Source organism: Streptomyces sp. iso_384, from assembly GCF_056172905.1.
The window spans coordinates 101,613-116,371 of record NZ_JBWBTT010000001.1 but is presented as its reverse complement, the minus strand read 5'-3'; the positions used below and the strand labels follow the sequence as shown (position 1 = coordinate 116,371).

Here is a 14,759-nt window from a genome sequence, read left to right as displayed (position 1 = left end):
GCTACTTGCCCTCCTCGGCAGAGTCGGCGAACGATGCCTGGTAGGCGGCGAACTGGGCCCGCTCCTCGTCCACGAGGGAGTTGCCGTCGGCGTAGCCGTGTTCGAACAGGGCCATCGGGTCCGGATCGGGCATCGCGCGTACCGCTTCCCGTACCCGCTTGCCGAGGGTCTCGCTCTCCGTCTCCAGCTCGGTGAAGAAGGCCTCGTCCGCGAGCTTCTCCTTCTCCAGGTACGCGCGCAGCCGCAGGATCGGGTCCTTGGCCTCCCAGGCGGCCCGCTCCTCGTCGGCCCGGTACTTCGTCGGGTCGTCGGAGGTGGTGTGGGCGCCCATGCGGTACGTGAACGCCTCGACGAGGGTCGGGCCCTCGCCGCGGCGGGCGCGCTCCAGCGCGGAGCGGGTGACGGCGAGACAGGCGAGGACGTCGTTGCCGTCGACCCGGACGCCGGGGAAGCCGTAACCCTGGGCGCGCTGGTAGAGCGGCACGCGGGTCTGGCGCTCGGTGGGCTCGGAGATGGCCCACTGGTTGTTCTGGCAGAAGAACACGACCGGGGCGTTGTAGACCGCGGAGAAGGTGAACGACTCGGCGACGTCGCCCTGGCTGGAGGCCCCGTCACCGAAGTACGCGATCACGGCGGAGTCCGCGCCGTCCTTGGCGACGCCCATGGCGTAGCCGGTGGCGTGCAGCGTCTGCGAGCCGATGACGATCGTGTACAGGTGGAAGTTGTTGCTGTTCGGGTCCCAGCCGCCGTGGTTCACGCCGCGGAACATGCCCAGCAGATTGGTCGGGTCGACACCGCGGCACCAGGCGACGCCGTGCTCCCGGTAGGTCGGGAAGACGTAGTCGTCGTCGCGCAGGGCCCGGCCGCTGCCGATCTGGGCGGCCTCCTGGCCGAGCAGCGAGGCCCACAGGCCCAGCTCGCCCTGACGCTGGAGGGCGGTCGCCTCGGCGTCGAAGCGGCGGGTGAGCACCATGTCGCGGAACAGGCCGCGCAGCTCGTCGGCGCTCAGATCGATGCTGTAGTCCGGGTGCTCGACGCGCTCGCCCTCGGGCGTCAGCAGCTGTACGAGCTGGGGCTCGGAACTCTGCGGCTTCTTCGCGGCGCTGGTCCGCTTACTGGCGCGTCGCGGTTTACGCGCGGCGGCACTGCTCTCCACGGTCACGTGCGTGCTCCTCCGTCGGTCCGGCCCCCGGGGTCTGCCGGGAAACCAGTGCGGCTCGCCTGAATCCGACAGCCGTGCACGGGGTGGGTGCCGGTCGGCCGGGATCAGGCGTGACAGGTGCCCCGGCGAGCGCCCTGTCATAGGCACGTTACCCAGTGCGTCGCATAACTGCGAAACCCTATCTGACCTGCGATTTTGCTTGGATTTCCAAGTAAATCGAAAAAATCGCGAAGCTCTGCTGGTCAGGGCACTGGAAACAGCCTTGCAGGCCGCCGGAACAACGGCACGTTATCCCGCGGATCAGCGCCAGGGAAGAGCGGAGGGGAAGCGAGTGTGTGAGACTGCGATCGTGCGCGAAGAAGGAAAAATCACGGTATTTCTGCTCGACGATCATGAGGTCGTCCGGCGTGGCGTCCATGAGCTGCTCGCTTCCGAACCGGACATCGAGGTGGTCGGCGAGGCCGGTACGGCGGCGGACGCCCTGGCGCGTATCCCGGCGACGCGTCCCGATGTGGCGGTGCTCGACGTGCGGCTGCCGGACGGCAGCGGGGTGGAGGTGTGCCGGGAGGTCCGTTCCCAGGACGAGAACATCAAATGCCTGATGCTCACCTCGTACGCCGATGACGAGGCGCTTTTCGACGCGATCATGGCGGGTGCCTCGGGATATGTGCTGAAGGCGATCCGCGGCAATGAACTGCTGAATGCCGTACGGGACGTGGCCGCCGGAAAGTCGCTGCTGGACCCGGTGGCGACCGCCCGGGTGCTGGAGCGGCTGCGCGACGGCGGCAACGGCAAGGGCGACGACAAGCTCGCCGGCCTCACCGAGCAGGAGCGCAAGATCCTGGACCTGATCGGCGAGGGGCTGACCAACCGGGTCATCGGGGAACGTCTGCACCTCGCCGAGAAGACCATCAAGAACTACGTCTCCAGCCTGCTGTCCAAGCTGGGCATGGAGCGCCGCTCGCAGGCGGCCGCGTATGTCGCGCGGCTCCAGGCCGAGCGCCGCTGAGCCCGTCGCGGGCTGTCCCGCCCCCGCGCCGGGACTTTGGTCCCGCGCCACCCGGGGCAGGCGACTCTTACGCGGCCCCTACGCCCGGGGGACAGTGGAAGCCATGTCCTTCGACTCCCTCGGATCCCGCCACGGACGCCGCGCGGTCGGCACGGTCGAACGAGCCGAGCCGCTCGATCTGCTCGGCCGGGTCCCGTACGGCCGCCTCGCGACCAGCATGCGGGCCCTGCCGTTCCTGGCGGTGGCCCGGCACATCGTGTGCGACGGCCGCATCCTGCTGCGGATGCACAGCGGCTTCGGCCATCACGAGGCGTGCGACGGAAGCGTCGTCGCGTACGGGGCGGACAACTACAACGACGCGGCGTCCGGCGACGGCGGCAATCTGTGGTCGGTGCAGTTCACCGGCCCCGCCGAGATCGTGCACCCCCGCCCCGAGCAGGAGGAACTGTTCGGCGCGGCGCCCGTCTCCGTGAACGGGGAGCCCTATGCGCCGGCCTATCTGCGGGTCGATCCGCACTTCGTCACGGAACACACGCTGGACTTCTGAGGCTTCGGTTCCGTGACGCCTTAGCGCACCGGCGGGCGTGACCGCAAGTCCGCAAAGCGGCCACGCAGAGTGATCTAACATCTGGTAAGTGCCGCGCTCATATGTCACTCGTCCACCTGTTCCCCCGGTCGGCGAGGTGCTGCGCCGTTACCCGGGCGTGGGCGAGCCGCTCGCCTGCGAGCCGATCACCAAAGGCCTGCTCAACCACGGATACCGCGTCTCCACCACGAGCGGTTCCTATTTCCTCAAGCACCATCTCGACAAGAAGCACCTGGACGACCGCAGCGGCGAACGCGCCGCGATCGTGCGCCAGCACCGCGCCACCCAGCGTCTGCAGTCGCTCGGCGTGCCCGTCGTCCCGCCGCTGACGGACACCCGGGGCGACACCGTCACCGTGATCGGCGAGCGGTGCTACGCCCTGCACCCCTGGGTCAACGGCCTCCACCGGGTCGGCGCCCAGCTGACCCTCGCCCAGTCGCAGCGGCTCGGAACGCTCCTGGGGACCGTGCACACCGGCCTGGAACAGGTGATGGCGCCGCGCGAGGGCCCGCATCCGGCGGGAGAGCCCACCCGGCCGGGGCACCGCAGCCCGGACGCCGCCGACACCTTCGCGCTGATCGACGACCTGCTGGCCGCCGCGCGCGGGCAGCGCGGCCGGGACACCCCGCGCGACGCCTTCGACGAACTCGCCGTGCACCGGCTCGTGGAGCGCCGCGCCCTGCTCGAACAGCACGCCCACCGCCGCCCGCCCACGCCGGACGGGCCGGCCACGGGGTGGGTGCACGGGGACTTCCACCCGCTGAACCTGCTCTACCGGGGCGCCGATCCGGTCGCGATCGTGGACTGGGACCGGCTGGACGTACAGCCGCGCGCCGAGGAGGCGGTACGGGCGGCGGCGATCTTCTTCGTCCGGCCGGCCGGCGAGCTGGACCTCGCGAAGGTCCGGGCGTACGCCCGCGCGTACCGGCGGGCCGCCGGGGCGGGGGCGGCGGAACTGGCGGCCGCGGTGCACCGGGTGTGGTGGGAGCGGCTCAACGACTTCTGGATACTCCGCTGGCGCTACCGCCTCGACGACCGCAGGGCCGACCCGCAGTTCCCCGCGGTGTCGGCCCTGGCGGTGTGGTGGACGCGGGAGTACGAGGCGGTGTGCGCGGCCTTCACGGAGTGAAGCGGTGCATCACCGCGTGAGCCCGGCGCGCGCCAGTGGGGCGCACGCCGGGCTCACGCGGTGATGCCGTGGTGTCCGGCTACGTCGCCGCGCCGCCGGCCGCCGGGTCGCCGGGCGTCGTGCCCGTACCGCCTTCGTCCCCGCCGGCCCCGCCCTCGACGGCGCCGCCCGGGGTGCCGGGGTCGGTGCTCGGATCGGTCGGATCGCCGGTGGGCTCGCCGCTGCTGCCCTCGTTCGTGCTGCCGTCCGACGTACCGGCGTCCGTGTCGGTCGGGGTCGGGGACGGGCTGAACGTGGGCTCGCTCGGTGTCGGGTCCGGGGTCCACGGCGGCGGGTTGGGCTGCGTCTGACCGCCGTCGGAGGTGTCCGGATCCTCCGGCTCATCGCTCTCCTCCTCGGACGGCTCCTCCGAGGGCTCCTCCTCGGACTGGCTGACCGAGGTGGACGGGGTGACCGGCTTCTTCCTGCCGCCGCCGTCACCCTGCGCCGCGTTGAGGGCGAAGGCGACGCCCGCTCCGATCGCGATCAGCGCGAGCAGGACGAAGAGCCACATCTTGCCGCGCCCGCCGGAGCGCCGCTGCCCGCCGCCACCGTCGTACCCGCCGTCGTCCGGGTTGTACGGGGGCAGGATCGGACCCTGCGAGGTGTCCCCGTGCATCGGGTGGCCCGTGCCCATGGCGCGGGTGGAGCCGGTCATCCCGTGCGGCGGGGTCTGGCCGCCCTCGTGCAGCGTGACCGGGCCGGTGTTCCAGGTGCCCGTGTGACCGCCCTGCACCTGGAGCATCTGCAGGCTGTACTGGACGAGCCCGCGCATCTCCTCGGCGCTCTGGAACCGGTCGTCCGGGTCCTTCGCCAGCGAGCGCATCACCATCCCGTCCAGCTCCGGCGGCACCACGTCCGAGACCTCGGACGGCGGCACCGGAATGTCCTGGACGTGCTGGTAGACCACCGAGAGCGGGGTCTCGCCGGTGAACGGGGGCCGCAGCGCCAGCAGCTCGTAGAGCAGGCAGCCGGTGGCGTACAGGTCGGACCGGTGGTCGACGGCCTTGCCGAGCGCCTGCTCGGGGGAGAGGTACTGCGGGGTGCCCATGACCATGCCGGTCTGGGTCATCGTCGACTGCGCGCCGTGCAGCGCGCGGGCGATGCCGAAGTCCATCACCTTGACCGCGCCGGAGTCCGTGATGATCACGTTGGCGGGCTTGATGTCGCGGTGCACGATGCCGTGCTGGTGCGAGTACGCCAGGGCCTCCAGCACGCCCGAGACGATGATCAGCGCCTGCTCGGGCGGCGGGGCCTCGGCGGTCAGGAGGAGGTCGCGGATGGTGCGGCCCTCGACCAGCTCCATCACGATGTACGGCACGGTCTGGCCGCCCACGACGTCCTCGCCGGAGTCGTACACGGCGACGATCGCGTGGTGGTTGAGGCCCGCGACGGACTGTGCCTCGCGGGTGAAGCGGGCCTTGGAGACCGGGTCCTCGGCCAGGTCGGAGCGGAGCAGCTTCACCGCGACCGTCCGTCCGAGCCGGACGTCCTCCGCCGCGTAGACCTCCGCCATGCCGCCCCGGCCGAGCCGGTGGGTCATCCGGTAACGTCCGTCACCGACGACGCCGCCGACGCCCCAGGAGTCGGTGCCATCCGAAACTCCGCCGCCGTTTGCTTCGGAATCGGGTGCCATCAGTCCTCGCCGTCGTATCTGTCCGCGCGTCCGCGGGTTCTCACGGTGCCTTGCTGCACTTGCTGCATTGCCACGTCACGCTACAGCCTCCGCCGGACACCCCGGTTCCGCTGCGGCAGGATCATCGGACCGCCCGGCGCGTCCTCCACCTGAATTTGATGCGTTTCCTGTAACGCTTCCGAGACGCTTCTTGTGCGTAGGGTCACGGAACGGGCACCCGGCTTGACGTGTCGGACCCCTACGGCAGACTTGGCGCGTAATCGCGTTGTACGGGAACCGCGTCGCACGCCATCACGTCAGACAAAAACACGACGAACAGAAACACCGCGTGCGACCGCGCGCCGCCGAGGGGGATGCAAGTCATGAGCCAGGACGGCGCACAGGGCCGCTATGCGGGCGGGGCGGTCGCGGGCGGCCGCTACCAGCTGCGCGACCTGCTCGGCGAGGGCGGGATGGCCTCTGTCTACCTGGCCTACGACTCCGCCCTGGACCGCCAGGTGGCGATCAAGACCCTGCACACCGAGCTCGGCCGCGAGCAGTCCTTCCGCGAGCGCTTCCGGCGCGAGGCGCAGGCCGTCGCCAAGCTCCAGCACACCAACATCGTCTCCGTCTTCGACACCGGCGAGGACGAGCTCGGCGGTGCGCTGATGCCGTACATCGTCATGGAGTACGTCGAGGGGCAGCCGCTCGGCTCGGTGCTGGCCGCCGACATCCGCGATCACGGCGCGATGCCGGCCGACAAGGCCCTCAAGGTGACGGCGGACGTGCTCGCCGCCCTGGAGACCAGCCACGAGATGGGCCTGGTCCACCGGGACATCAAGCCCGGCAACGTGATGATGACCAAGCGCGGCGTCGTCAAGGTCATGGACTTCGGCATCGCCCGCGCCATGCAGTCCGGCGTCACCTCGATGACCCAGACCGGCATGGTCGTCGGCACCCCGCAGTACCTCTCGCCCGAGCAGGCCCTGGGCCGCGGCGTCGACGCCCGCTCCGACCTGTACTCGGTCGGCATCATGCTCTTCCAGCTGCTCACCGGCCGGATCCCGTTCGACGCGGACTCGCCGCTGGCCATCGCGTACGCACATGTGCAGGAGGAGCCGGTCGCGCCCTCCAGCATCAACCGGGCGGTCACCCCGGCGATGGACGCCCTCGTCGCCCGCGCCCTCAAGAAGAACCCGAACGAGCGCTTCCCGAGCGCCGCCGCGATGCGCGACGAGATCGCCCGGGTGCTGAACGCCTTCGGCGGCCAGACCGGCGCCCCGGTGATCGTGGCCGGCGGCGGTCCCGCCAACAGCGGTTCCGGTGTCGGTTCGGCGGTGTTCCCGCCGGTCGACCAGAGCACCCCGGCGCCGCACGGCGTGCAGACGCCGTACCAGCCGCATCCGCAGCACCAGCAGCCCGGCCCGTACAGCCAGCCGACCCCGGCGCCCACGCCGAGCTACGGCTACCCGCAGTCCGGCCAGGTCCAGGGCTACCCGACCCCGGGCCCCCTGTCCCACCAGACCCCGCCGCCGTACTCGATCAGCCCGCAGCACTCCACGGCCGTCGGCACCACCGACCGCGGCGGCTCCAAGCGGAACATGCCGGTCGTCGTCGGCTCGATCGTCGTCGCCCTGCTGGCCATCGGCGGCCTGATCACCGCCATCGCCCTCCAGGGCAAGGACGACGAGGCGGGCAAGGACGGCGACAAGGGCACGGGCACCGAGCAGGTGGAGGGCTACCGCCCGCCGGAGCGCAACCGGACGATGAAGGACACGGAGTGCTCCGGCGCGTCCGAGGACTCCAACGACCCGAAGAAGGTCCGCGCGCCCAGCTTCATCTACAAGGACATCCTGTCGGCGAAGGCGTGTGCCGCCGCCGCCGGCTGGACGATCAAGGAGATCGAGGAGCCGGGCAACACCTACGCCGACGGCCAGGTCGTCGGCCAGTTCCCGTCCTCCGGTGCCGCGGTCGACGAGCGCGGCGCGCACTTCGAGCTGAAGGTCTCCACCGGCAAGCCCTCCTGAACCTCCGCCGGTACGTCGGACACCGCCCGGCCGGGAGGTGTCCGAAGCTGATCGTTACGGGTCCACGGATCTCGCCGGATCTTCGTCGTGGACCGGTAAGCGGACCGGTAAAGAGCCCCTGACTTCCGGATACCGCGTCCGGGATGCCGGATACAGGGGCGCGTGTGACGCTGATCTCATGGCTCCAGGACTTCCGGCCGCGTGGCCGTCGAGGTGTGCGGTCTGTCTGCTGGCGGCGGTCGGAGCGGCGCTGGGCCCGTCGGCGGGCTCAGCCCACGGTTCGTCGGCGCCCGACGGTCCGCCGTCCGTGACCGCCACGGCCCCCGGGAGGTCGAGCCCCGCGGCCACCACGTCCGCCGAACCGGCCTCTCCGCCGCCCGTCCCATCGGGCTCCACGTCCCCCTCGGCGTTTCCTTCCGCCCTGCCCCTGCCGTCCGGCGTTCCGGTCCCCGGAGCGTCGGGGACCGGCCCGGTCCCGTCCTCCCCGGTGTCGACCTGGCGCGGCGCGCAGCCCCCCGCCGGGCCCGGGGCCGACCCGCCGGAACCCTCCTCCTCCGCTTCCGCTTCTCCCGATGTCTCCGGGTCGACCGCCCCGCTGGCCGGGCGCGAGGCCGGGGCCGGGAAGGAGCGCCCCGGGCGTTCGCTGTCACCGCTGGAGCAGGCGCGGGCCGAGGATCCCGTCGCGGAGGTCGAGCCCGAGGAGGCCGAGGAGCCGGTGGTGGACGCCGTCGACCTGCCCGTTTCCCCTCCGCCGTCCAGTGCCTTCACCGATCCGGGGCAGCGGGCCGGGCAGGCTATGGACGCCGCGGACGTACGCCGCGTACAGCAGGTCTCGCTCGGTTCGGGCATCGCCCTGGTCGGTCTGGGGCTCGGCTTCCTCGCGTTCCGTATGCGCCGCACGAACTGAGCGTCGCGCCCTGTGGATCCGCCTCCTCCCCGGCGACCGTAGAGACTTGCCAGGACGAACATACTCGGTATACATACTCAGTATGTCCATTCGTCACGGCCTGCTGGCCCTGCTGGAGCGAGGCCCGCGTTACGGGTCCCGGCTCCGCACCGAGTTCGAGTCGCGCACCGGCTCCACCTGGCCCCTGAACGTCGGGCAGGTCTACACGACGCTCAGCCGCCTGGAACGCGACGGCATGGTCGTCCAGGACGGTACGGACGACGCCGGGCACGACCTCTACGCGATCACCGACGACGGCCGCGCCGAGCTGCGCACCTGGTTCGGGACGCCCGTGGACCGCACCAGTCCGCCCCGCGACGAGCTGGCCATCAAGCTCGCCATGGCCGTCGGCGCGCCGGGCGTCGACATCCGCGACGTCATCCAGTCCCAGCGCCACCACACGCTCAAGGCGATGCAGGACTACACCCGGCTCAAGGCCCAGGCCCTGGCCGACGTCCCGGCCAACCGGGACGAGGTCGCCTGGCTGCTCGTCGTGGAGCAGCTGATCTTCCAGGCGGAGGCCGAGGCCCGCTGGCTCGACCACTGCGAGTCCCGGCTCGTCCGCCTCGCCGAGGCCGCCGCCGTCGAGCCCGCCGACGAGCCCGGCCCCGCGGCCACCCGCGGTCCGGCCCGCTCGCCGGCCGGCCGCACCCGCTCCCAGCGCTGACGCCGCCGCGCCCGGCTCGGCCGACGCCGGTTCGCGGTCGCCCGCAGCCCGGGCGATGCCCGTACCGCCGTCACCCGCAGCGCGTGATGCCAGTACCGGTCCCGGCGCCGCCGCCCACACCTGACCCAGTCCGTTCCTAGGGGGAACCACCCGTCATGCCCTCGTCCGCCACACCCCCGCCCCCGCCGTCCTCCGGGACGCCCGGCGGCAGCCCCGTACTCGAACTGCGGGCGCTGACCCGTACCCACGGCTCCGGCATCGCCGAGGTGCACGCCCTGCGCGGAATCCACCTCTCCGTCCACCCGGGCGAACTGGTCGCCGTGATGGGACCCTCCGGCTCCGGCAAGTCCACCCTGCTGACCCTGGCCGGCGGGCTCGACACCGCCACCAGCGGCCAGGTGGTCATCGAGGGCCAGGACATCGCCACCCTCGGCCCCAAGGGAATGGCCGCCCTGCGCCGCCGCAGCGTCGGCTACGTCTTCCAGGACTACAACCTCATCCCCGCCCTGACCGCCGCCGAGAACATCGCGCTGCCCCGCGAACTCGACGGCGTCTCCGTGCGCAAGGCCCGCAAGGAGGCCCTCGCCGCACTGGCCGAGATGAAGCTGGAGGAGATCGCCGACCGCTTCCCCGACGAGATGTCCGGCGGCCAGCAGCAGCGCGTCGCCATCGCCCGCGCCCTCGTCGGCGACCGGCGCCTCGTGCTGGCCGACGAGCCGACCGGAGCACTCGACTCCGAGACCGGCGAGTCCGTCCTCGCCCTGCTGCGCACCCGCTGCGACCAGGGCGCGGCCGGCGTCATGGTCACCCATGAGCCCCGTTACGCGGCCTGGGCCGACCGGGTCGTCTTCCTCCGGGACGGCTCGATCGTCGACCAGACGCTCACCACCGGAGCCGACTCCCTCCTCTCCGCCGGAACCGCCGAGGCCGCCACGTGAACCCCCTCCCCGGTTGGCGCGCCGCCTTCCGCATAGCCCGGCGCGACGCCGCACGGGCCAAGGGCCGCAGCGCCCTGGTCGTCGCGATGATCGCCCTGCCGGTCCTCGGTGTGACCGCCGCCGACCTCACCTACCGCAGCGCCCTGCCCACCAAGGCCGAGGAGCTGACGGCCGAGCTGGGCTCGGCCGACGCCCGGTTCACGGCCACGAGCATGGGCCCGATGAAGCTTCAGCAGATGCCCGACGGCATCAGCTGGAACCCGGCCGATGACACCGCCGACCCCACGCCCGAGGAGCAGGCGAGGCCGGTCGACGTGACCGCGACCTTCCCCGAGGGCGCACGGCACCTCACCGAGCGGAGCGTGCCCGCGTCGGTGACCACCCGCCACGGCATCACCGACACCGAGATCACCGAACTGCGCATCGGCGACCCGATGCTGCGCGGCCGGGTCGAACTGACCGACGGAAGCTTCCCCCGGGCCGCCGACGAGATCGCGGCGACCGAGAAGTTCATCGAGTCGTCCGGGCTGTCCGTCGGCGACCGCATCACCGTGCGCGGCCCCGACCGGACCTACACGCTCACCGGCGCCGTCGAACTCCCCGCCGACCTGCGGGCCGACTCCCTCTACGCGCTCCCCGGCTCGGTCATCGCCCCCTGGCAGAAGACCGCCGACGGCGACAAGACCGTCCTGCCGCCCCAGGCGACCGACCTGAAGTGGCTGGTCAAGGTCCCGTCCGGAGCGGGCGTGACCTGGCAGGACATCCTCGCCGCCAACGAGAAGGGCGTGGTGGTCACATCCCGCCAGGTCGTCCTGAATCCGCCGCCGGACTCCGAGGTGCCGATGGCGTCCATGATGGGCGACTCGTTCGACACGAACACGGAGCTGACCGCGGCCGCTCTCACGGTGACCGCCATGGCTCTCCTGGAGATCGTGCTGCTGGCCGGTCCGGCGTTCGCCGTGGGCGCCCGCCGCTCGCGCCGCCAGCTGGGTCTGGTCGGTTCGTGCGGCGGCAGCCGGGGCCAGGTCCGGGCCGTGGTGCTCGCGGGCGGCGCGGTGCTCGGCGGGGTCGGCGCGGTGGCCGGGGTCGGCGCCGGGTTCGGCCTGACCGCCCTGTTCCGCCCGATGATCGAGGACTACACGGGCAACCGCTTCGGCGAACTGACCGTACGGCCCTGGGAGATCCTCGGCATCGCCGTGCTCGGCCTGGTCACCGGTGTCCTCGCCGCGCTCGCCCCGGCGATCGTCGCGGGCCGCCAGTCGGTCCTGGAGTCGCTCACCGGCCGGCGCGGTATCCGCCGCAGCTCCCGGGTGCTGCCCGTCATCGGTGTCATCGCGCTCACGGTCGGCGTCGCGATCGCGGTCTACGGCGGGATCAACGGCAGCACCAATCTCGTCGCCGGTGGATCCGTCCTCGCCGAGCTGGGCGTCCTCTGCTGCATCCCGGTGATCGTCGGCCTCCTCGGCCGGCTCGGCCGACGGCTCCCGCTGACGCCCCGGATCGCCCTGCGCGACGCGGCCCGCAACCGGGGCCGTACCGCACCCGCCGTCGCCGCCGTGATGGCGGCCGTCGCGGGCAGCATCGCCATCGCCACGTACACCAGCAGCAACGCCGCCGAGCAGGAGTACGACTTCGTACCCAACATGACCCCGGGCACCGTCGCGATGATGGACTCCGGCGACAGCGACGACACCGCCGATCTGGCGCGCTCCCGGGCGGCCGTCGAGCAGAACTTCCCGGTCAGCGGCGGGCGCGCCGACATCGGACGGGTCTGGGCCGGCAGCGACTGCACGGCCTACTACGAGGAGGACGAGGCCGGCTGCGGCACCCTCGAACTCGTCAAGCCCACCGGCAAGGCCCACTCCTGCCCGCTGAAGGGCAAGGGCGCCAAGGAGCTGGCCCTGCGGGTCTCGGCCGACGAACACAAGCGGCTGATGAACTCCCCGGCCTGCATGGACGAGAACTACACGATGGTCGCGTTCGGCTCCGACGAGCACAAGATCGTCGTCGGGGGCGCGGACGTGCTCTCCACGTACGTGAAGCTCGACGACCCGGCGGCGGTGAAGGCCCTGGCCGAGGGCACGCCCGTCCTGCTGAACTCGGCCTACGCGAAGAACGGCGAGGTCACCCTCAAGGCCGCGCACATCTACAACGACCGCGACAAGAAGAACCGGGCCCTGCACCCCGGCAAGGCCCGCACCTCCACGGATCAGCTGAAGGTCTACGTCGCGGAGGACCGCTTCGCGGCGACGCCGGGCATCCGGATGGTCATGCCGAAGCAGACCGCGCAGCGGCTCGGCCTGCATGTCGAGGACCACGGCAGCTTCTACCCGATCACCCGCGAACCCACGGACGCCGAACACCAGGCGGCCTACTCCGCGCTCCAACGGGCCGGTGGCCATGGGTACCTCATGACCTCGAACGAGCAGTACCGGACGGAGGACGACACGATCCTGCTGATCCTCGCCCTCTTCGCCGGAGTGGTGACCCTGGGCGCCGCGGCCATCACGACCGGGCTGTCCAAGGCCGACGCGGAGGCCGACCTCACCACCCTCAGCGCGGTGGGCGCGCCCCCGGGCGTACGGCGTTCGCTGTCCGGCTTCCAGTGCCTGGTCGTCGCCCTGACCGGCGTACTCCTGGGAACGGCGGCAGGGCTCGTGCCCGCGGTCGCCCTGCGCCTGACCGATCTGCGCGCGGCTCTGGAGAAGATGCGCGAGGACCCGATGGAGTCGGCGTACACGCCGATCGTGATGCCGTGGGAGACCATCGGGCTGCTGGCCCTGGTCGTCCCGGTGCTCGCCGGACTGCTGGCCGCCGCCCTCACCAGCTCCCGGCCGGCCCTGGCCCGGCGCGCGGGCTGAACGCCCTTCCGGCGCTCCGGGAAGGGATCCGGTGCCCCCGAGGACGGTGGATCATCCGTTTTCGGGGGCACCACCGTGGGGTACGGCATGTGTGCGAGACAATGGCGGCATGGAAATGCCGAGGAATGACCGGTCGCAGGAGCACCCGCAGGTCCTTGTCGTGGGCCAGGACGGAATGGCTATCGGCGGCGGTGCCAGTGACGACGAGTCGCGCGAGGTCCCGGTGACGGAAATGGTGGAACAGCCCGCGAAGGTCATGCGCATCGGCAGCATGATCAAGCAGCTTCTGGAAGAGGTCAGGGCGGCTCCTCTCGACGAGGCGAGCCGGGTCAGGCTCAAGGAGATCCACGCCAGCTCCGTGAAGGAGCTGGAGGACGGCCTGGCGCCCGAGCTGGTCGAGGAGCTGGAACGGCTCTCGCTGCCTTTCACCGAGGAGTCGGTGCCCTCCGAGGCCGAGCTGCGGATCGCCCAGGCACAGCTCGTGGGCTGGCTGGAGGGGCTTTTCCACGGCATCCAGACGGCACTGTTCGCGCAGCAGATGGCGGCCCGCGCCCAGCTGGAGCAGATGCGCCGGGCCCTGCCGCCGGGCATGGGCCACGAGGACGAGGAAGGCGGCGCGGACCCGCACGGCCCGATCCGTTCGGGCCCGTATCTGTAAACCCGTAATCTCCCCGGAGACCGAGGACCGACCGCGAGGGGCCCGGCGGCACACCGTGTGGTGTGCCGCCGGGCCCCTTCGTCGTACGTGTGGGCGTCCTGTCCGCCGAGGTCGGGCGTCGTTACGGGTCAGGCGCCGGCCGACGGTGCGGTCAGCAGGACCTTGCCGATGTGCGCGCTGGACTCCAGCACCCGGTGCGCCTCGGCCGCGTCCGCCATCGGCAGCGCCCGGTCCACCACGGGCCGGACCACCCCGTCGGCGATCAGCGGCCACACGTGCTCGCTTACGGCGGCGACGATGGCGGCCTTCTCGTGGAGCGGGCGACCGCGCAGCGAGGTCGCGGTGACGGCGGCCCGCTTGGTCAGCAGGGCGCCGAGGTTCAGCTCGCCCTTGGCCCCGCCCTGGAGTCCGATGATCGCGAGGCGACCGTTGACGGCGAGCGCCTGGACGTTCCGGTCCAGGTACTTGGCGCCGATGAGGTCCAGGATGACGTCGGCCCCCGCTCCGGCGGTGTTCTCCCGGATCTCCTCGACGAAGTCCTGCTCGCGGTAGTTGACGAGGATGTCCGCCCCCAGTTCGGCGCACCGGGCGAGCTTCTCCGGGCTGCCCGCCGTGACCGCGACCCGGGCGCCGACCGCCTTCGCCAGCTGGATCGCCATCGTGCCGATGCCGCTGGAGCCGCCGTGGACCAGGAAGGTCTCGCCAGGGCGGAGGTGAGAAACCATGAACACGTTCGACCAGACCGTCGCGGTGACCTCGGGCAGCGCCGCGGCCTCCACCAGGTCGACGCCCTCCGGTACGGGCAGGAGCTGGCCCACCGGAACGGCGACCTTCTCCGCGTAACCGCCGCCCGCCAGCAGCGCGCACACCGCGTCGCCGACCGCCCAGCCGGTCACCCCGGGGCCGAGCGCGAGGATGCGGCCCGCGCACTCCAGACCGGGGTAGGGGGACGCGCCGGGCGGCGGGTTGTAGAAGCCCTGCCGCTGGAGCACGTCGGCACGGTTCACGGCACTGGAGACGACCTCGACGAGGACCTCGCCGTCGCCGGGTACGGGATCGGGCACCTCGGCCCACACGAGCGCCTCGGGGCCGCCGGGTTCAGGAATCGTGATCGCATGCATG

Annotated in this window: 12 protein-coding genes; 9 read left to right on the top strand and 3 right to left on the bottom strand. The window is 71.8% G+C overall.

The window, feature by feature from the left end:
- Window position 1 precedes the first annotated feature (1 nt).
- Entirely contained in the window at window positions 2-1,162 is a 1,161-nt protein-coding gene (gene pdhA, locus AC0VY3_RS00505) for a pyruvate dehydrogenase (acetyl-transferring) E1 component subunit alpha (RefSeq protein WP_103507252.1), read from the bottom strand.
- Window positions 1,163-1,511: 349 nt separating this feature from the next.
- Here pdhA and AC0VY3_RS00500 point away from each other — a divergent pair, with 349 nt between their 5' ends.
- The 3 genes from AC0VY3_RS00500 (at window position 1,512) to AC0VY3_RS00490 (ending at window position 3,886) form a co-directional block, all read left to right on the top strand.
- Window positions 1,512-2,171 carry a response regulator gene (locus tag AC0VY3_RS00500; RefSeq protein WP_103507251.1) on the top strand — a complete coding sequence of 220 codons (660 nt, stop codon included), beginning with the start codon at window positions 1,512-1,514 and terminating at the stop codon, window positions 2,169-2,171.
- Window positions 2,172-2,274: 103 nt separating this feature from the next.
- Complete coding sequence (locus AC0VY3_RS00495) at window positions 2,275-2,718, top strand: pyridoxamine 5'-phosphate oxidase family protein (protein WP_103507250.1); 444 nt, start codon at window positions 2,275-2,277, stop codon at window positions 2,716-2,718.
- A 136-nt stretch (window positions 2,719-2,854) separates the two neighbouring features.
- On the top strand, window positions 2,855-3,886 hold the full coding sequence (locus AC0VY3_RS00490) for a phosphotransferase (protein ID WP_103507249.1): 1,032 nt from the start codon (window positions 2,855-2,857) through the stop codon (window positions 3,884-3,886).
- Window positions 3,887-3,965: 79 nt separating this feature from the next.
- Here the strand turns inward: AC0VY3_RS00490 and AC0VY3_RS00485 are convergent, their stop codons facing one another.
- Window positions 3,966-5,561: a protein kinase domain-containing protein gene (locus tag AC0VY3_RS00485; protein ID WP_475548649.1), complete on the bottom strand. Its 1,596-nt coding sequence runs from the start codon at window positions 5,559-5,561 to the stop codon at window positions 3,966-3,968.
- A 362-nt stretch (window positions 5,562-5,923) separates the two neighbouring features.
- Here AC0VY3_RS00485 and AC0VY3_RS00480 point away from each other — a divergent pair, with 362 nt between their 5' ends.
- From AC0VY3_RS00480 to AC0VY3_RS00455, 6 genes are all read left to right on the top strand, one after another.
- Window positions 5,924-7,567 (top strand): protein kinase domain-containing protein, encoded by a 1,644-nt coding sequence (locus tag AC0VY3_RS00480; protein WP_242743212.1) that lies wholly within the window; start codon window positions 5,924-5,926, stop codon window positions 7,565-7,567.
- Between the two features lie 487 nt (window positions 7,568-8,054).
- Entirely contained in the window at window positions 8,055-8,474 is a 420-nt protein-coding gene (locus AC0VY3_RS00475; RefSeq protein WP_475548648.1) for a hypothetical protein, read from the top strand.
- An 82-nt stretch (window positions 8,475-8,556) separates the two neighbouring features.
- Complete coding sequence (locus AC0VY3_RS00470; RefSeq protein WP_475548647.1) at window positions 8,557-9,180, top strand: PadR family transcriptional regulator; 624 nt, start codon at window positions 8,557-8,559, stop codon at window positions 9,178-9,180.
- 155 nt (window positions 9,181-9,335) lie between these two features.
- Window positions 9,336-10,118 (top strand): ABC transporter ATP-binding protein, encoded by a 783-nt coding sequence (locus tag AC0VY3_RS00465; RefSeq protein WP_103511963.1) that lies wholly within the window; start codon window positions 9,336-9,338, stop codon window positions 10,116-10,118.
- Window positions 10,115-12,979 carry an FtsX-like permease family protein gene (locus AC0VY3_RS00460; RefSeq protein WP_475548646.1) on the top strand — a complete coding sequence of 955 codons (2,865 nt, stop codon included), beginning with the start codon at window positions 10,115-10,117 and terminating at the stop codon, window positions 12,977-12,979. The genes AC0VY3_RS00465 and AC0VY3_RS00460 overlap by 4 nt, the downstream gene beginning before the upstream one ends.
- A 109-nt stretch (window positions 12,980-13,088) precedes the next feature.
- The gene (locus AC0VY3_RS00455) at window positions 13,089-13,637 is read left to right on the top strand and encodes a bacterial proteasome activator family protein (RefSeq protein ID WP_073776059.1); all 549 of its coding nucleotides are present in this window, start codon (window positions 13,089-13,091) and stop codon (window positions 13,635-13,637) included.
- Between the two features lie 128 nt (window positions 13,638-13,765).
- Here the strand turns inward: AC0VY3_RS00455 and AC0VY3_RS00450 are convergent, their stop codons facing one another.
- Window positions 13,766-14,758: an NAD(P)H-quinone oxidoreductase gene (locus tag AC0VY3_RS00450; protein WP_475548645.1), complete on the bottom strand. Its 993-nt coding sequence runs from the start codon at window positions 14,756-14,758 to the stop codon at window positions 13,766-13,768.
- Window position 14,759 lies beyond the last annotated feature (1 nt).